The sequence below is a fragment of the Lachnotalea glycerini genome (assembly GCF_003201285.1).
Taxonomy (GTDB): domain Bacteria; phylum Bacillota; class Clostridia; order Lachnospirales; family Lachnospiraceae; genus Lachnotalea; species Lachnotalea glycerini.
This window is the reverse complement of record NZ_QICS01000002.1, coordinates 292,355-310,225: the sequence shown is the minus strand read 5'-3', so window position 1 is coordinate 310,225 and position 17,871 is coordinate 292,355. Positions and strand designations below refer to the sequence as shown.

The window sequence follows — 17,871 nt, the reverse complement described above, 5'->3', positions numbered from 1 at the left end:
ACCTTTTAGCTACGTGATAATATTTTTAATGTTTTTACCAAATTATCTAATTGCACATCCAAGCTGCAATCAAATACTCCACCATCTGTCTCAATTAAACATTGGTTCTTTGACAGTGTAATGTCTTCCATTATTTCAATACTAGCCGCTTTTACTACTGTTTTCTCTAAAACCTCTTTATATTTCAAAACAAACGGATAGTCTGTTTTAGAAACCTTTACATAAAATTCTTTACTGCCATCTATTTGGCTCAGTGCAATTTTTAGTAAATGAACAATCATGTTTCTGTTATCTTCAAATTTTACCTTGAAAACATTTTGTACTATAGTTGTAATGGCATCCACTAATAAAGGCTCCATTTCCTTTAATTGTTCATTGTATTCATTCGTAAGCTTCTTTCTTTGTGCCTCAAGCTTATCCTTTTCTTGATCTAAGTCTGACATAGATTGTTTATAACCATCATCATAACCTTGCTTACTGCTTTCCTGATAGGCTTGTTGTTTCAGTTCCTCTGCCTGCTTCTTGGCTTCTTCTAAGATTTGACTTGCCTCTTCATTTGCATTCTTCAATATTTCTTCCGGCGTTATTTCTGGCTCCAAAGACCCTGTTTCTTCATTTATTTCAACTTCTCTAGCTAATAGGCCTGCCTTAAATCCTGCTTCATCTACACCATTTTTTTCATCGTTTGAATGTTCTGAATTATTTTGCAGCTTGCTAAGTTTCTCAGCAATCAAATCATTATAATCAATTACTTTTTTGTCAGCATCACATTGTACCATGTGATATTTAAACAAATTAGACAACTATCTCGTCACCTCCGCCTCGAGAAATAACAATTTCTGCGGAATCTTCAAGTTTTCTAATAATATTTACAATCTTTTGCTGTGCTTCTTCAACATCCTTCATACGTACAGGTCCCATAAATTCCATATCCTCTTTTATCATAGCGGACAAACGTTTTGATAAATTATTAAATATAGCATTTTGAACCTCCTCGTTTGCCCCTTTAAGAGCAATTGCAAGGTCATTGTTATCAACATCTCGAAGTACTCTTTGAATTGCTCTGTCATCCAGTGAAAGAATATCTTCAAATACAAACATTTTCTTTCTGATTTCATCTGCCAATTCTGGTTCATCAATTTCAAGAGTTTCCATAATGTGTTTTTCAGTTCCTCTATCCACAGTGTTCAATATTTCAACAATAGCATCCACACCGCCTACTATCGTGTAGTCCTGATTTACCAATGAAGCTAGCTTTCTTTCTAATACACGTTCCACCTCTTTAATAACATCCGGTGAAGTTCGATCCATTTGCGCTATGCGCTTCGCAACATCAGCCTGCTTGTCAGGTGCCAATGAACCTATTACTGCCGAAGCTTGACTTGCAGATAAATAAGACAAAATCAAAGCAATGGTCTGAGGATGTTCATCCTGTATAAAGTTAAGCAGCTGAGATGCATCTGCCCTTTTAACAAATTCAAAAGGTCTAACCTGTAATGAAGCAGTAAGTTTACTGATAACATCAACTGCTTTTTCTGTACCAAGTGCTTTTTCAAGTAACTCCTTAGCGTATCCAATACCACCTTCTGCAATATACTGCTGTGCAAGACAAATCTCATAAAATTCATCTATAACCTTCTCTTTAATTGCCGGTGAAATACTCCTTGTGTTTGCTATTTCCAATGTTAATTCTTCTATTTCATCTTCTTTTAAATGCTTAAATATAGTCGAAGATTTTTCAGGTCCAAGAGCAATCAAAAGTATTGCTGCCTTTTCCAATCCACTTAATTCTTCTGTTTTAGCCATACCCTTATCACTCCCAATCTTCATTTAACCAATTTCTTAACAGTTGTGCAACTGCTTCCGGATTTTCATCAACAAATTTTTCAATTAGCTTTCTAGCATCAGATTTCTCATTGAAATCAATGTTATCAAGTGGCGAAGCTTCCTTCGTTGATGCCAGTAATGCCTCCACAGACAATTCCGGTTCCGTCTCAAGTACCTCAATCGGTCTAGTACTTCTAAATATAACAAAACCTAGTAAAGCCAATATCAAAACTATCATCGCTATCATAAGGTAATCTGACCAGGTTCTGCCCAATCCATTTGATTCTTGAAAAAAAGGAACATCATATGCGACAATAGAAATATTACTTTCTGCTATTCCCGTTGCTCTGGATACCATAGTATAAAAGTCCTGATCCACTGTAGTCTTTGTTTTTACATCATTTGCTGCCGCATATTCAGCAAAGGTCATATCGTTAAGCTTCCCTTGTGCCTTTAAATCATCCTCATTATAAACTACATAATTAGTTGCAACTATTGAAATCGATGATGAATCATAATTGACACCACCAGGAGCAAACTGTGTATCTGTAATTTTCTCATTTGGTGTATAATCCTTCGAGGTTTGTGTAGTAGTACTTGAGGAAGTTGCATTGTCCTCAATTACATATGTTGTACTGCTATTCGAATCCGTTCCCGGAACTCCCGAAGTACCACCAGTTGTCTCATTTTCGTATAATTCTTCATGACTTAATAAGCCTTGTTCTTGTCCATCTGCCGGTGTATAGGAATGTTCTGTCTGGTTTACAACATCAAAGCTTATATTAAGATTTGGAGCCACTTCAATATTGTCATATACATTGGTTCCAAGCATTACATCTTTTACTTGCTTCTTTAACAGGGATTCTGCCTGACTTTTTACAGCAAATTGATTACTTGCATTTCCTACTGTAGTTGAATTATCCTCTCCAGAAAAAAGCAGGTTACCATTTGCATCTATTACAACAACACTATCTGTTGTCTTATTTCCCACTGCGGTAGCAACATATTTTGCCATTACCGTAGGTGCTTCATCTGACAAAGTTCCATCAAGTGTCAACAATACACTTGCATATGTATCTAATTCCTGTGATATAATCGTTCCATCCTGATCTGGAATGGATAGGCTTACTGATGCATCCTTGACACCATCCATTGTTTTAAGTGTATCTTCTAATTTAGATTCCAAGTACAGCTTATATTTTTTTTCTTTATCTGCTTCTGTAGTACTAAATCCTCCACTTAATGCATCATCAATGCCATAACCATCCGCTGGTATACTATTTTTGCCCAATGCAATAGTAGCATTCGCTAAGTCCTTTTTATTAACAGAAATTACCAGACCATCATCCGATACATTCATAGATATGTCTTCACTCTCCAGAATCGATTTCACTTCCGATGACTCTTTAGTTGATTCGCATGTAATCAAAGTAACCATCTTTGGTCTGGAAAGTACAAACCCCAAAATTATTAAAGTAAATACCACTATAGCACTAACACTAATAATTGTAGCTTTCTGTCTAGTAGTATACTTATTCCAAAATGCCATTAATCTGCTCGGTATACTCTTCAGTCTTTCTTCCATCAGTTATCTCCTAACCCTTATTATATACAAATTCTTGCTTACAAAAATATCACTTATATCAATTGTTAAATCTGTATATTCATAATCTCTTTGTATGCATCCAGGAACTTATCCCTAATTGCAACCGTATACTGCAATGCTGTAGCTGCTTTACTTTCTGCAATGGATAAATCATGTGTATTATCACTATACCCAAGTGCTACATTAAGCTCCTCTTTTTTATAATCTAATTGTAACTGATTGGTTTCATTTACCAAATCTACTGCCGACTGTAAATATGTACCAAAGCTCTGATCATCTGTATTTAAAGTAGCACTGTTAAGTGCAGCATTCTTTATATATTCTGAGCCAATATTACTTAATGCTGATATATCGTTCATTGCTATCTATCCTCCCTATTTTCCAATCTCAAGTCCTTTTAATGCGATATTCTTGCTTGTGCTAAATGCTGTTACATTAGCCTCATAAGCCCTGCTTGCATCTATCATATTTGTCATTTCGGTTACTGTATTAACATTAGGATACGATACATAGCCGTCCTCATCTGCATCCGGATGTGATGGATCATATTTTTTTACAAAATCCGTTGAAGTATCTTCTGTTATAGAACTCACCTTTACACCCGTGCCGGTATAACTACTGTGAGCATTAGATAAAATATTTGCAAATGCAGTATTACTCTTCTGTGAAAAAGTAACCACTTTTCTTCTATAAGGTGTACCGTCTTCTGTTCTTGTCGTACTAGAATTTGCAATATTTTGAGATATGACATCTAACCTAAGTCTTTCCGCTGTCATTCCTGAAGCATTAATATCAAATGAACTAAAAATAGACATATTATTTTCCCCCTAATTATTTCATTACTGATTGCAGCATTTTAAATTCATTATCTATACTATCCGTTAACATCCTGTATTTCAATTCATTAGCAGCTAATTCAACATTTTCAGTACTTTCATCGACATTATTACCATCGACTCTGTAAGAATAACCTGGTGAATCTGTATATATCTGTGCCTCTAAATTCTTAGTAGATACGCCCGCCACTTTATTGTCTAAAGTTGTACTATTGGCTCCCCTAAGCTGCCTTTCTAATATATCCTCAAATTTAACGTCCTGTCTCTTATAATTTGGTGTATCAATGTTAGCTAAATTATTAGAAATCACATCATTACGAGTCCAGGCAGCGTCCGCCGCCTTATCTAATATGTTAACATAATTAAATGCATCCGAACCTATCATTTATTTCACTCCTCCTATATTTATTCAACACATACTAATCACAATCTTACTTCATTATAAAATATCCTGCGAATAATACAAGTGAAAATTGTAAATTTTTTAAGGTTTTCCAAAAATAATTGTGCTTTTCTGTCACTTTTCGTGACTTAAGTACCAACATTTTTGGTAATTTTTTGTATTTATTAACTAATTATAAAGAATGATAAACTTTTTGTAAATATTATTATTATTTGATAATTTCAAAATAAAATGCAGTATTTACAAGGCTTTACAACATTTATATATTGAATTATTTTATTTCAAATTTTAAATAGTTGTATATTTTTATCGTCAATAATCAATAATTTGAAAGTATTTCGTAATAATAATTTATCAATGCATAATTTTACCAAATCCTAAAGTAAATAGCAAAAACTCCATACAATGATAAACAAAACATATCAAAAGCCGATACAGATTATAATTCATCTGAACCGGCTTTTATTACATTATAGCAGAGATTATCTACTATTTACTACGCTTTCTGCATTTTACTTTTTCTAATTTCCTCTAGTTCGTCAAAGATAACATCATTTAAAACCTTAATGTAAGTACCCTTCATTCCCGACGACCGTGATTCTATTACCCCTGCACTTTCAAATTTTCTTAGTGCATTTACAATAACAGATCGCGTTATACCAACTCTGTCCGCAATTTTACTTGCTACTAATATTCCTTCTTTTCCTTCAAGCTCATCAAAAATATGAGTTATTGCTTCTAATTCAGAAAATGATAATGTACTGATTGCTGATTTAACAATTTGTACCTTTCTTGTCTCTTCCGCATTCTCTTCATTTACTGACCGCATCATTTCAAGTCCAACAACTGTTGTGCCATATTCACTTAAAATAATATCGTCGATTTCATAGCTAGCATCACTTTTATAAATAAATAATGTTCCTAAGCGCTCCCCAGCAATGTCTATAGGCGTTATGATTGCTTCGTACTTTTTTACACCATCAAATACAAACCCCAAAGTTTCCAAGTTAACATTTTCTTTTGTCGAAAGAATACCAAGTAATCTTTCATTTAAAAGTGGATCAATATATCCACCTACTTCGTCTTCAATTAACTCCTTAATTTCATCAACGCCATCACAAATACTAATTCCTAATACTTTCCCCTTTTTACTAATTACCAAAATATTTGATTTCAAAATGTCTGTCAAAACGCTGCAAATGTCATTAAAAACTACCTTAGAAGTACTGTTATTGTGTAAAAGTTTGTTTATTTTTCTTGTCTTGTCCAATAATTGTACGCTCATTTCTCCATACCTCCTTTACGTTAAAATTATAAGCAATAAAATAAATTTATATCTTATTCAATTGTCACTAATTATTATTCAATTCTTGTTTATTTGTTATTTTATCACACACATTATACAAAAGCAATCCTCATCATTAAAGTTTCGTATTGTTCTTTTAATTTATTACTTATTACTCTTTTACTATTCTTTCCCTTTATCTTGAATATATCCACATTTTTCATTCAGGCACACTAATTTAGCTCCTTTTTCTACCATAACGCCGCCACATTCTTTACACCTGGTCTCAGATGGCTTCTGCCATGTCATAAAGTCACAATTCGGATTATCTTCACAACCATAATACTTACGTCCCTTTTTTGTTTTACGAAGCACAATATCTTTCCCACATTTTGGACACTTTACTCCAATTTTTTCCAAGTATGGTTTTGTATTTCTACATTCTGGGAAGCCTGGACAAGCCAAGAATCTGCCATGTGGACCATATTTAATAACCATATTTCTTCCACATTCCTCACATATGACATCGGTAACTTCATCTTCTATTTTATATTCCCCTAATTGCTTTTCTGCTATTAGAACTGCTTCATTTAAGTCTGGATAAAAGTTGCTGATTACTGTTTTCCAATTCACACTTCCTTCTTCGACTTTATCTAACAGCATTTCCAGATTAGCCGTAAAATTAACATCTACAATGCTTGGAAATGCAGTTTTCATAATTGAATTTACTATTTCCCCAAGTTCTGTAACATAAAGATTTTTATTTTCTTTTGCTACATACCGTCTTGCAATAATTGTCGTTATAGTCGGAGAATACGTACTTGGTCTTCCAATTCCCAATTCTTCCAAGGTTTTAACAAGAGCTGCCTCTGTGTAATGAGCTGGTGGCTGAGTAAAATGCTGCTTGCTGTTAAATTCATTCAGCTTTAATGACGAGTTTTCGTCGATATTACCCAATAATACATTGGTGTCTTCCTTCTCATCATCTTCTTGAATATACACTGACATAAACCCGTCAAAGGCTACTTTTGAAGTTGAAACAATAAAAACGTAATCATTTCCTTCTATTTTAATAGTTATTGTCTCATACCTTGCTGACTGCATTCTGCTTGCTGCAAATCGTTTCCAAATTAACTGATATAGTCTAAACTGATCTCTTGATAAAGAGTCCTTAATCTCAATTGGAAGTCTTACTATATCCGTTGGTCTTATCGCCTCATGGGCATCTTGGATTTTCTTTCCTTTTTTTAAGACTTTTTCCTCTTCTGCTACATACTCATTGCCATAATTCTTTTTTATAAATTCTCTGGCAGCGTAGTCTGCTTCGTCTGCTATTCTCGTAGAATCAGTACGTAGGTATGTAATTATACCAACAGTACCACTTCCTTTGATATCAATACCTTCATAAAGCTGCTGCGCCAAACGCATTGTTTTTTGAGTAGAAAAATTAAGTTTTTTTGATGCTTCCTGCTGCAAGGTACTTGTCGTAAATGGCAACGGTGCTTTCTTAATTCTTTCCCCTTTTTTTATATTAGCTATTTTGAAATCTGCATCTTCTAATTTTTTTAAAATCTGGTCTAATTCTTCCTTAGAATTAATGTTTATCTTGCCATTTTTGTTGCCATAGAATTTTGCTGTCAACGGCTTTTTTTCACCTTTAACTTTCAAATCTGCCTCTAGCGACCAATATTCTTCCGGTATAAAGGCATTAATCTCCTCGTCTCTATCACAAATAATTCTAAGAGCTACTGATTGAACTCTTCCCGCGCTTAAACCTCTCTTTACTTTTGCCCACAAAAGAGGACTGATACGATAACCTACTATTCTATCAAGCATCCTTCTGGCCTGTTGGGCATCCACTAAATCCATGTCAATATCCCGTGCTTCTTTGATGGATGCTTTCACAGCATTTTGTGTAATCTCATTAAAGCTGATTCGATACATCTTATCTTCTGATAATTTTAAAGCCTTGGATAGATGCCATGAGATAGCTTCCCCTTCTCGGTCAGGGTCAGTTGCAAGATAAACTTTATCCGCTTTCTTAGCTTCTTTTCTAAGATTAGCTAATATATCTCCTTTTCCACGAATTGTAATATATTTAGGTTCAAAACCATTTTCAACGTCAATTCCTAACTGACTTTTTGGTAAATCTCTTACGTGACCGTTAGATGCTGCCACCTGATAATTTGACCCTAAAAATTTCTTTATTGTTTTCACCTTCGCAGGTGATTCCACAATAACCAAATACTTAGCCATAATATACTTCCTCCATTAGCTTACTTATGGTTTTCAATATTTATTCTCACATAATAATTTTTCGATGTTTCTTTTATTAACCCCTTTAACTCTAAGTCCACTAATGTAACCATAATCTCTGAATTTTTCAAATCGACATTGCTTAAAATTTCTTCCAGACTTTTGGGTTGTAAATCTAGACAACTATACACCATATTTTCTTTTCTTTCAAGTAAATTATTGCATTTTTTTAATAACTTTTTATTTTGAACATATTTTACCCCCAATTCATCCATAATTTCTTTTGGTGAATTTACAATTGCTGCACCTTGACTTATCAATCTGTTACAGCCGCTGCTTAAGCTATCTGTGATACGTCCTGGTACCGCAAATATGTCTTTTCCTTGTTCTAAAGCAAGATCAGATGTAATGAGTGAACCACTTCTATGCCTTGCTTCTACCACTATTATTATATCTGCTAATCCACTTATAATTCTATTTCTTTCAGGAAATAGCATGGAACGAGGTTGTGTATTCATGGGATATTCCGAAATGACGCCCCCACTTTTTAATATATTAACATACAATGGATAATTTTCCTTTGGATAACAAATATTTACTCCGCACCCCAGCACTGCAAATGTTTGTCCATTCGCTGTCAGCGCTCCCTCATGTCCATAACTATCAATTCCCCTTGCTAATCCGCTTATAATTTGAACACCGTTTGCCGCTAACTCTTTCGCATATTCAATTGCAATTTCTTTTCCATAATTACTGCAATTTCTGGCTCCAATAATGGCTACGGATGGCTTTTCTTCCGGAATTTTACCCTTTACATACAAACAACAAGGGGCATCCGGTATTTCTGCTAATTTTCTAGGGAATTTTGAACTCATACAACTAATAAATTCAATATTTGCTTCTTTGAGCTTATCAAATTTAATCTTGAGTTCCCCAGGATGCTTACTTACTATTATGCTGTTTTTTTCTTTCTCTGTAAGTAAACTTATCTTTTTTATTTGTGAATCTGACATACTATATACATTCTTTGGCGAATGATAGTATTGTATTAAATTTTTTATTTTATTGCGATACAATCCTTGAATCGAGCATATCCAAAACCAGCTTTCTTCCTCTGTCATAATTTCTCCTTTTGTTTTAACTATCTTTTCCAATACTTTTTATCTAGCGTCTTAAAACATATTGCTTCACTGATATGAATCTTTTCTATATTTTCAGCCCCTTCTAAATCTGCTATCGTTCTTGCCACTTTTAATATTCTATGATACACGCGAGCACTTATATCCATTTTATCAAAAACTGTTTCTATGTACTTTTGAATTTCCTTTGAAAGCTTACAATATTTTGCTATTTGTGTTCCTGTAAGATCAGAGTTAAAAAATATATCACTTTTTTGATAACGTCTTTCTTGTATTTTATGTGCCTTTATAACTCTTTCCTGTATTACTTTAGAACTTTCATTTTCATTCCTTGGCAGCATTTCCTCATACTTCATCTGTCCAAGTTCAACGCATAAATCAATTCGATCTAACAACGGTCCGCTGATGCGATTAAGATATCTTTGAACTTGATTTTCTGAACAATGACATTTATTTAAATCTGGATAATAGCCACATGCACATGGATTCATTGCCGCAACAAGCATGAAATCTGATGGAAATCGATAGCTTGCAGTAGCTCTTGAAATATTAACTGCTCTGTCTTCTAATGGCTGTCTTATACTCTCTAAAACGGCTCTATTAAACTCAGGCAGTTCATCCAGAAATAAGACTCCTCTGTGGGAAAGACTGACTTCTCCTGGCTTAATAGCTGCGCTGCCTCCTATTAAAGCCGTTTTGGTAATTGTGTGGTGTGGATTACGAAAGGGACGATTTGATATAAGTGGAAATTCTTGATTTAGATTACCTGAGATACTACAGATTTTAGTAATTTCTAAGCTTTCCGGTATTGAAATTGGTGGAAGAATTGTTGGAATACGTTTTGCCAGCATCGTTTTACCAGAACCAGGCGGACCAATTAATAAAATATTGTGCAATCCTGCTGATGCTATTTCTATTGCTCTTTTAGCCAATATTTGACCATTTACTTCTGAAAAATCAATTTTAAATTCATTCGTATAATTAAAAAATATTTCTTCTATATTAATAGCTTCTTTATCTATTTGAATCTGGTTCTTCATAAACTGAATAAATTCTTTTAACGTTTCAACTCCTATTACTTCAATACCATTAATGACTGCCGCCTCTTTTGCATTTGCCTTTGGTAAAACAAAGCGCCTGCATTGATAAGAATCTACAGCCATTGCCATAGGAAGTACCCCCTTTACTGGTCTGATTTCTCCATTCAAACTCAGCTCTCCTACAATTAACGTTTCTTTCAGATTTTCTTTATCTATGATATCCAGTGCCGCCAATAAGGCGGCTGCTATTGGCAAATCAAACAAAGACCCCGCCTTTCTTAAATCAGCCGGGGATAAGTTAACTGTAATTCTTTTAGGCGGCATACTGATTCCTGAATTTCTGATGGCCGCCCTCACTCTCTCTTTTGCTTCTTTTACCTCTCCTGATAAATAACCTACCATTTCAAACATAGGCATACCATTACTGACATCTGCCTCTACGCATACTAAATTACTGTCTATACCTGTAATACAAGCGGACAAAACCGTGCTAAACATTTTGTACTCTCCTCTCTTATTCAATTGTATATTTGGAATTATGTGACGAACTGCCACACTCTGGACATAAAACCAAGATGGTTTTAAATTATATATGCATCATAGCATATAATTGTATTTTTCAAAAGCTTTTTTTATTTGATTGAGAGCATTTTTTTCAATTCTTGATACATATGAACGGGATATTCCTAAATAATTAGCTATTTCATGCTGTGTATAATCTTTACTATTGTGTAAACCATACCTTAATTCAATGACTAATTTTTCCCTTGGCTTCAAACAATTCTCGATTACTTTATATAAAATTTCAATATCCTGCTTTAAATCCACCTCGTCTGAAATACTAATCGAATTACCTTCCACCACATCTAAGAGATTAATTTCATCTCCTTCTTTACTAGTTCCTATAGGTTCATATAGTGAAACATCCTTGGCTGTTTTTTTCTTTGTTCTTAAAAGCATTAAGAGCTCATTATCAATGCAGCGTGCAGCATATGTGGCAAGTCTGTTACCTTTCGTGCTATCAAAGGTCGACACAGCTTTTATTAGCCCTATAGTACCGATTGAGATCATATCTTCAATATCTTCTTCCATAAAGCTATACTTTTTAACAATATGTGCAACTAGACGTAAATTTCTCTCAATAAGAATATTTCTTGCCTCTATGTCCCCTTCCTTGACTCTTTCCAAATACTGTTTTTCTTCATCCGCGTTTAATGGCATGGGAAAGGTTCTCAACTGAAGCACCTCGAGCACTATTTGTTATATTCTATGTTTCATTCTCACACTTTGTGCCTTTCCACAAAAAAGAAGAATAAGCAAGGAAAAGCTAACCTGCACAATATTTTATCATAGCTTATGTGCAATCACTTTTCCTTGCCTTTTCTTGTTGTTCTTAATCTTCTTTCACTCTTAGTATATCGTACTTTTCTAAATCAATACCCAAATCTATAAATAGTACCTGCTTAGGATGTGGCGCGCTTTCCATATCGGTACCTTTCTCATCTACAATACGTTTTACGACTACTTTAATGTTATCTCCTTTTGGCTTCATTACTTCTATTGTCTGACCTACACTAAATTTATTTCTCTGCTCTATTTGGTATAGCCCTTCCTTATTTTGCTCTCCGACAATTCCAAGATACGTATATTCCTTGATATAAACATTATTATCATAAATCTGCGTTTCTTCATTTGGTTTTTCAAAGAAAAAACCTGTTGTAAATTTTCGATAAGTACACTTTCCTATCTCCTGCATATACCAAGAAAGATTTTCTTTGTATTTTTCAGGAGATTCCAAGTAGTCATTTATTGCTCTTCTATAGGTTCTTGCAACGGTTGCCACATATAATGCCGTCTTCATTCGGCCTTCAATTTTCAAGCTGTCAATTCCAGCATCCAAAACTTCCGGAATGTGCTCTATCATACACAAATCTTTTGAATTAAAAATATAGGTTCCTCTATCATTTTCATACACCGGAAAATATTCACCGGGACGTTTTTCCTCAACAACTGCATATTTCCACCTGCATGGATGTGTGCATGCTCCCTGATTTGCATCACGTCCGGTAAAGAAATTGCTCAGCAGACATCTTCCTGAATAGGATATACACATTGCGCCATGTATAAAGCTCTCTATTTCCAAATCTCTGGGTATATTAGCACGAATTTCTTTAATTTCTTGAAGTGACAACTCTCTTGCACTTACTACGCGTTTCGCTCCAAGCTTATGCCAGAATTGATATGTTCTGTAATTTGTATTATTAGCCTGCGTGCTGATATGAATTTCAATATCCTCTAATACCTCTTTTGCAATGGTGAAAATACCTGGATCTGATATAATCAATGCATCCGGTTTCAACTTTTGCAGTTCTTTAAAGTATTCTTCTACTCCTTTCAAATCTGCATTATGAGCTATAATATTTGCAGTAACATATACCTTAACGTTGTGAGCATGAGCAAACTCAATTCCGTCTTTCATATCCTCCATAGAAAAGTTCTTCGCCTTTGCTCTAAGTCCAAATGCTTCACCGCCTATATACACTGCATCTGCACCAAACTTAACCGCAATTTTCAATACTTCTAGGCTACTGGCCGGCACTAATAATTCTGGATATTTCATAGTTCTTCCTACTACTTTCTTTTAAACACACTTATAGTTACTCCGTCTCCAATCGGTAAAACGGTTGTTATAAAATCTCTCGCATGCGTAAGCTCATATAAATAATCACGCATTCTACTATGAATGGTTCTATTTCTTCTTATCACGGCATAGCGTGATTCTACAATATCTCCATCCTGCATTACGTTGTCAGATATCAAAACGCCATCATCTATCAAAAGTCGTCTTATCTGAGGTAAAAAGTTAATATACTGTGCCTTTGCCGCATCCATAAAGATAAAGTCATATTGCTCATTCAAAGACGACATAATTTCTAAGGCATCACCTTCTAATAATTTTATCTTATCCTGCATATTTGCACGAATAAAATTAGCTTTTGCAATAGGAATCCTTTTGTGATACTTCTCAATAGTCGTAATTTTACAAGCTTTACTTGAGTATTCTCCCATCAAAATAGCTGAAAAACCAATTGCAGTACCAACTTCTAAAATATTGAGTGGCTGCTTGATCTTTAGTAATACTTTAAGAAGATTTTGTGTTTCTTTCCGAATAATTGGGATAAATTCTTCAAGCGCTTCCTCTTCTATCCTATCCAACAAAGGCGTATTTCCTGAGTCTAGTGAATTAATATACGCTTTCATTCTGTCATCTACTATCACAAACTACTCCTCTTCTTGTTCTGTTTGCTGCGTTTCCTGTTCATCCGTCGTTATGGTGTTTATCATATCCTCTGCAGACATAGAGGTATTCAGGGTATATCTTCCCGTCTTAACCTCGTCACTTACCGCCATAAGCTTCATTTGCACATAAAATAGCTTAGCATCCTTAATTAAGCCTTTTTCTTCCAATAGCTGACCAATTTCATAAGTCGACATATCCGCATCTATTGATACATTAACATCTCTTCCTGGATCAGAAGCTATGGCCTGATCTGCAAAGATAGAAAATCCAAATGAATATGCTTTTATTCCACAATTATAAATAATAATAATGGCTAATGCTGCAAAAATTATTTCCAACGATACATTAATAACTGTTGCTGCTAGTTTTTTTGCACTCATCCTTCCACCACCTATCTCCAACGAATCAAAGCTTTAACTCCAAATCTATAAGCTTTGCTATCGCTGTATTAATTTCTTGTATCATTCTGCATAACCTAAGTTCAGTTGCTAAGAAAGCTATCACTTTCGGATCTTTTTTCAACTGGACATATTCAAGTTCCAGTAAATCAAGCTCGTCAAGGTATTCCTCACTGCTTGCACTATTTTGCAAATGAAAACTTCGAAGTCTGTATTCATTCAATTTTATGCTTAATTCAACATTGCTGCTAATGATTTCCCTGGCTTCATTATACGCTTTATATTCTTCACTTTGAGCAATTGCTTCTGTCAGGCTCTCTGTACATTGCCAAACACTACTCATTTCAATCACCTAAACTTCCATGATGATAGGTAAAATCATTGGATTTCTTTTCGTTTTTTTCCATAAATAATCACTGAGTGAATCTTTCACTGTATTTTTAATTTTACCCCAATCTGATATATTTTTATCCAGACAGCTTTGAAGTGCGTCCCCAACCACCTGTCTAGCCTCATCCATCAAGCTTTCTGACTCTCTGACATATACAAAGCCTCTCGAAACAATATCAGGTCCTGCTAATACTTGATTGCTATACTTTTCTAGTGTTAGAACTACAATTAATATACCATCCTCAGCCAGATGCTGTCTATCTCTTAATACAATATTACCTACATCTCCAACGCCTAATCCATCCACTAAAATAGCTCCTGTCGGAACTTTACCTGTCACCTCTGCAGATTCCTCGCATACTTCCAACACATCGCCTGATTGTAATATAAATATATTCTCCTTTGGAATCCCAATATTATTAGCTACTTCAGCCTGTGCTTTCAAATGCCTGTATTCACCATGTACCGGTATGGAATACTTCGGTCTCACAAGAGAATAAATTAGTTTTATTTCTTCCTGGCAGGCATGTCCAGATACATGGGCGTCCTGAAAAATGACATTTGCTCCGGTCCTTGATAATTCATTTATCACTTTGGATACCGCCTTTTCATTTCCCGGTATCGGATTTGAGCTAAATATAACAGTGTCTCCTGGCTTAATCGTTACTTTTTTGTGTATATGAGCTGCCATTCTGGAAAGTGCTGCCATAGACTCTCCTTGACTGCCAGTTGTTATCAGTACCGTTTGCTCATCCGGATAATTTTTCAATTGTTCAATGTCAATTAACGTCTTATCGGGAATATTAATATAGCCAAGCTCTGCTGCTATACTGATAATACTAACCATACTTCTTCCCTCAACTACAACCTTACGGCCAAATTTATAGGAAGTATTGATAATTTGCTGCACCCTGTCTACATTAGACGCAAAAGTAGCAACTATAATTCTTGAATTTTTATTATCTGCAAATATATTATCAAAAGTTTTACCTACCGTTCTTTCAGACATGGTAAAACCTGGTCTTTCCGCATTCGTGCTGTCACACATCAATGCCAGTACACCTTTTTTACCTATTTCGCCAAAACGCTGTAAATCGATTGTATCACCAAATACTGGCGTATAATCCACCTTAAAGTCTCCGGTATGAACTATGGTTCCTGCAGGCGAATAGATTGCAAAAGCAGAAGCATCTGCAATACTATGATTCGTCTTAATAAACTCAATTCGAAAAGCTCCTAAGTTAATTGACTGACCATGCTTAATGACTTTTCTTCTTGTAGTCTTAACAAGATTATGTTCCTTTAATTTGTTTTCTATAATTCCCATCGTTAATTTAGTTGCATAGATAGGAATATTTACATCCTTTAAAACATATGGTAAAGCACCGATATGATCTTCATGTCCGTGGGTTATGACAAAGCCCTTTACCTTGTCTATATTATCCTTAAGATAAGTTACATCTGGTATCACTAAATCAATACCTAGCATATCATCCTCCGGAAATGACAAACCGCAGTCCACAACAATAATACTGTCTTCAAATTCAAAGGCAGTAATGTTCATTCCTATTTGCTCTAATCCACCTAAAGGAATGATTTTCAATTTTGAGTTGTTAATGTTTTTCAAAAAATTTACCTCCATTATTCTTTCTTATTTCCGCACATTATTCTTATTCTTTTTCTTTTGCAGAACAATCTTTACACTTACCATAGAGCTTCACTTCATGATCGAGTACCTTAAATGATAGATGATCCATGATTCTTTTTTCAAGCTCATCTAATAAATCATCTTCAAAGGAAAATACCTTTCCACAATTTACACATATCAAATGGTGATGATGGTGCTTTGCCGGATTATCATCCTGATTGCCTATTTCGTATCGAACAAAGCCGTCATCCAAATTAATACGATCAATTAAGTTAAGTTCTAATAAAAGCTGTATTGTTCTATATACAGTAGCCAATCCTATCTCTGGATAGTCCACTTTAATTAACTCGTATATCTCTTCTGCAGTTAAATGTTTGTCAGGAGAATTAGATAGTACTTCAAGGACGCGAACTCTTTGATTTGTTATCTTCAAACCATTTTTTCTAAGTAATTCCTTAAATCTATCCTTATCAACCGACATTAATTTCACCTCTCATAACTAGAATAAAATGCAATTTATGTTTCAGCCATTGGCTGTATTCACCTATTTTTCTAAATCTATATCATCTAATATTTCCGAAAAAATTTTAGAAACACATTCTAATTCTTCATCATCTTCTACAATTTCATAAATCGCTTCTTCCTCTTTTGTATCAGATATATCTCTTAATATAAAGGCTTCTGCATCGCCTTCCTCTTGTTCTGTTACTAGAATATAATTCATTCCATTAATCTTTGTTTCCTCAATAACAAAAAATTCAACCACTTCATCATCGAACTTAAATTCAATCTTTTCCATTGTTTCCTCCATTCGTGTGTATCTTTTACACACATTGGTTATTGTACAGATATCATCAAGCTTGTACAATAATCATACAAATAGAATGCAATCATCTCTTATTCCTGCCTTTTATTTGCCAAATAATCCAAATATCCTTGTAAAATAAATACTGCTGCAAGCTTATCCACATACAGTTTACGATCTTCTCTTCTTATTTCTCCCTCTATCATCGTTTTATCAGCCTCTACTGTCGTAAGCCGCTCATCCCACATTGTAACTGGTAATCCTGTTCTCTTTACAAGTGTTTCTTTAAATGATAATGATTGCTCTGCCCGATCTCCTATTGTATTATTCATGTTTTTTGGTAAACCTAATACAATTTCCTCTATTTCATATTCTTCTATCAACTGTTCAAGACGTGCTAATGTTTGTCTCAATTTGTTCTCTGACTTTCTTCGCACAATCTCAATTCCCTGAGCTGTATAACCCAACGGATCACTAATTGCGACTCCAACCGTTTTAGAACCATAATCCAAACCCATTATTCGCATATTTCACCTATTTTTCCCAATTATTTGTCTTAATATATTCCTTTAAAACCTCTTCAACAAGCTCGTCACGCTCTACTTTCATTATTAAACTTCTGGCATTACGATGACTTGTAATATAAGTTGGATCTCCTGACATAATATATCCGACAATCTGATTAACCGGGTTGTATCCTTTCTCAGTTAATGCCTGATATACTATACTAAGAACTTCCTTCACCTGTACTACCGGTTCCGCCTGTACCTTGAAATACTGTGTATTATTAATATTTTGCATACTACCACGCCCTTAATTAGTCTTTACATCTATTCTAATATAATTCTAAATAAAATTCAATGAGTTTATTTTATGTTTTCACTTATATTGATACTTTCTTCCTTTATCTTTATAATTATGTTTTTATTCATATAAC

General features: G+C 34.4%; 20 protein-coding genes. All 20 read right to left on the bottom strand.

Annotation, left to right across the window (positions count from 1 at the left end):
• Positions 1–5 precede the first annotated feature (5 nt).
• Positions 6–803 (bottom strand): FliH/SctL family protein, encoded by a 798-nt coding sequence (locus C8E03_RS05740; protein WP_094379693.1) that lies wholly within the window; start codon positions 801–803, stop codon positions 6–8.
• Positions 796–1,806: a flagellar motor switch protein FliG gene (gene fliG, locus C8E03_RS05735; protein WP_094379883.1), complete on the bottom strand. Its 1,011-nt coding sequence runs from the start codon at positions 1,804–1,806 to the stop codon at positions 796–798. Before fliG ends, C8E03_RS05740 begins: the two co-directional genes overlap by 8 nt.
• Before the next feature lie 7 nt (positions 1,807–1,813).
• Positions 1,814–3,412, bottom strand: a complete 1,599-nt coding sequence (locus C8E03_RS05730) for a flagellar M-ring protein FliF C-terminal domain-containing protein (RefSeq protein ID WP_094379695.1) — start codon at positions 3,410–3,412, stop codon at positions 1,814–1,816.
• A gap of 65 nt (positions 3,413–3,477) precedes the next feature.
• On the bottom strand, positions 3,478–3,792 hold the full coding sequence (gene fliE / locus C8E03_RS05725) for a flagellar hook-basal body complex protein FliE (RefSeq protein ID WP_094379697.1): 315 nt from the start codon (positions 3,790–3,792) through the stop codon (positions 3,478–3,480).
• Positions 3,793–3,807: 15 nt separating this feature from the next.
• Positions 3,808–4,248 (bottom strand): flagellar basal body rod protein FlgC, encoded by a 441-nt coding sequence (gene flgC / locus C8E03_RS05720; RefSeq protein ID WP_094379699.1) that lies wholly within the window; start codon positions 4,246–4,248, stop codon positions 3,808–3,810.
• Positions 4,249–4,264: 16 nt separating this feature from the next.
• The gene (flgB, locus tag C8E03_RS05715; protein WP_094379701.1) at positions 4,265–4,654 is read right to left on the bottom strand and encodes a flagellar basal body rod protein FlgB; all 390 of its coding nucleotides are present in this window, start codon (positions 4,652–4,654) and stop codon (positions 4,265–4,267) included.
• A 514-nt stretch (positions 4,655–5,168) separates the two neighbouring features.
• Positions 5,169–5,957, bottom strand: coding sequence for a GTP-sensing pleiotropic transcriptional regulator CodY (codY, locus tag C8E03_RS05710; protein ID WP_094379703.1), 789 nt, complete (start codon positions 5,955–5,957; stop codon positions 5,169–5,171).
• A 183-nt stretch (positions 5,958–6,140) separates the two neighbouring features.
• The gene (topA, locus tag C8E03_RS05705; RefSeq protein WP_094379705.1) at positions 6,141–8,213 is read right to left on the bottom strand and encodes a type I DNA topoisomerase; all 2,073 of its coding nucleotides are present in this window, start codon (positions 8,211–8,213) and stop codon (positions 6,141–6,143) included.
• Positions 8,214–8,233: 20 nt separating this feature from the next.
• Positions 8,234–9,334, bottom strand: coding sequence for a DNA-processing protein DprA (gene dprA / locus C8E03_RS05700; protein ID WP_110290531.1), 1,101 nt, complete (start codon positions 9,332–9,334; stop codon positions 8,234–8,236).
• A 20-nt stretch (positions 9,335–9,354) separates the two neighbouring features.
• The gene (locus tag C8E03_RS05695; protein ID WP_110290530.1) at positions 9,355–10,890 is read right to left on the bottom strand and encodes a YifB family Mg chelatase-like AAA ATPase; all 1,536 of its coding nucleotides are present in this window, start codon (positions 10,888–10,890) and stop codon (positions 9,355–9,357) included.
• A gap of 99 nt (positions 10,891–10,989) precedes the next feature.
• Positions 10,990–11,628, bottom strand: a complete 639-nt coding sequence (gene sigK, locus C8E03_RS05690) for an RNA polymerase sporulation sigma factor SigK (protein ID WP_094379711.1) — start codon at positions 11,626–11,628, stop codon at positions 10,990–10,992.
• A 157-nt stretch (positions 11,629–11,785) separates the two neighbouring features.
• The gene (locus tag C8E03_RS05685) at positions 11,786–13,012 is read right to left on the bottom strand and encodes a peptidase U32 family protein (protein WP_094379712.1); all 1,227 of its coding nucleotides are present in this window, start codon (positions 13,010–13,012) and stop codon (positions 11,786–11,788) included.
• An 11-nt stretch (positions 13,013–13,023) separates the two neighbouring features.
• Positions 13,024–13,671, bottom strand: coding sequence for an O-methyltransferase (locus C8E03_RS05680; protein WP_110290529.1), 648 nt, complete (start codon positions 13,669–13,671; stop codon positions 13,024–13,026).
• Positions 13,672–13,674: 3 nt separating this feature from the next.
• A complete protein-coding gene (locus tag C8E03_RS05675; protein ID WP_094379715.1) occupies positions 13,675–14,073 on the bottom strand; it encodes an endolytic transglycosylase MltG in 399 nt (132 codons plus the stop codon).
• A 25-nt stretch (positions 14,074–14,098) separates the two neighbouring features.
• On the bottom strand, positions 14,099–14,434 hold the full coding sequence (locus C8E03_RS05670) for a YlbF family regulator (RefSeq protein WP_147297419.1): 336 nt from the start codon (positions 14,432–14,434) through the stop codon (positions 14,099–14,101).
• A gap of 9 nt (positions 14,435–14,443) precedes the next feature.
• Positions 14,444–16,108: a ribonuclease J gene (locus C8E03_RS05665; protein WP_094379718.1), complete on the bottom strand. Its 1,665-nt coding sequence runs from the start codon at positions 16,106–16,108 to the stop codon at positions 14,444–14,446.
• Positions 16,109–16,151: 43 nt separating this feature from the next.
• Positions 16,152–16,610, bottom strand: a complete 459-nt coding sequence (locus tag C8E03_RS05660) for a Fur family transcriptional regulator (protein ID WP_094379720.1) — start codon at positions 16,608–16,610, stop codon at positions 16,152–16,154.
• A 63-nt stretch (positions 16,611–16,673) separates the two neighbouring features.
• On the bottom strand, positions 16,674–16,928 hold the full coding sequence (locus tag C8E03_RS05655; protein ID WP_094379722.1) for a DUF1292 domain-containing protein: 255 nt from the start codon (positions 16,926–16,928) through the stop codon (positions 16,674–16,676).
• A gap of 98 nt (positions 16,929–17,026) precedes the next feature.
• Entirely contained in the window at positions 17,027–17,461 is a 435-nt protein-coding gene (ruvX, locus tag C8E03_RS05650) for a Holliday junction resolvase RuvX (RefSeq protein ID WP_094379724.1), read from the bottom strand.
• Positions 17,462–17,468: 7 nt separating this feature from the next.
• Positions 17,469–17,735 (bottom strand): IreB family regulatory phosphoprotein, encoded by a 267-nt coding sequence (locus C8E03_RS05645; RefSeq protein ID WP_094379725.1) that lies wholly within the window; start codon positions 17,733–17,735, stop codon positions 17,469–17,471.
• Between the last annotated feature and the right edge of the window lie 136 nt (positions 17,736–17,871).

Coding starts and splice junctions, on each gene's coding strand:
- fliG (WP_094379883.1), bottom strand. CDS start 1,806: ATGGCTAAAACAGAAGAATTAAGTGGATTGGAAAAGGCAGCAATACTT.
- C8E03_RS05730 (WP_094379695.1), bottom strand. CDS start 3,412: ATGGAAGAAAGACTGAAGAGTATACCGAGCAGATTAATGGCATTTTGG.
- fliE (WP_094379697.1), bottom strand. CDS start 3,792: ATGAACGATATATCAGCATTAAGTAATATTGGCTCAGAATATATAAAG.
- flgC (WP_094379699.1), bottom strand. CDS start 4,248: ATGTCTATTTTTAGTTCATTTGATATTAATGCTTCAGGAATGACAGCG.
- flgB (WP_094379701.1), bottom strand. CDS start 4,654: ATGATAGGTTCGGATGCATTTAATTATGTTAACATATTAGATAAGGCG.
- codY (WP_094379703.1), bottom strand. CDS start 5,957: ATGAGCGTACAATTATTGGACAAGACAAGAAAAATAAACAAACTTTTA.
- topA (WP_094379705.1), bottom strand. CDS start 8,213: ATGGCTAAGTATTTGGTTATTGTGGAATCACCTGCGAAGGTGAAAACA.
- dprA (WP_110290531.1), bottom strand. CDS start 9,334: ATGACAGAGGAAGAAAGCTGGTTTTGGATATGCTCGATTCAAGGATTG.
- C8E03_RS05695 (WP_110290530.1), bottom strand. CDS start 10,890: ATGTTTAGCACGGTTTTGTCCGCTTGTATTACAGGTATAGACAGTAAT.
- C8E03_RS05685 (WP_094379712.1), bottom strand. CDS start 13,012: ATGAAATATCCAGAATTATTAGTGCCGGCCAGTAGCCTAGAAGTATTG.
- C8E03_RS05675 (WP_094379715.1), bottom strand. CDS start 14,073: ATGAGTGCAAAAAAACTAGCAGCAACAGTTATTAATGTATCGTTGGAA.
- C8E03_RS05670 (WP_147297419.1), bottom strand. CDS start 14,434: ATGAGTAGTGTTTGGCAATGTACAGAGAGCCTGACAGAAGCAATTGCT.
- C8E03_RS05660 (WP_094379720.1), bottom strand. CDS start 16,610: ATGTCGGTTGATAAGGATAGATTTAAGGAATTACTTAGAAAAAATGGT.
- C8E03_RS05655 (WP_094379722.1), bottom strand. CDS start 16,928: ATGGAAAAGATTGAATTTAAGTTCGATGATGAAGTGGTTGAATTTTTT.
- ruvX (WP_094379724.1), bottom strand. CDS start 17,461: ATGCGAATAATGGGTTTGGATTATGGTTCTAAAACGGTTGGAGTCGCA.
- C8E03_RS05645 (WP_094379725.1), bottom strand. CDS start 17,735: ATGCAAAATATTAATAATACACAGTATTTCAAGGTACAGGCGGAACCG.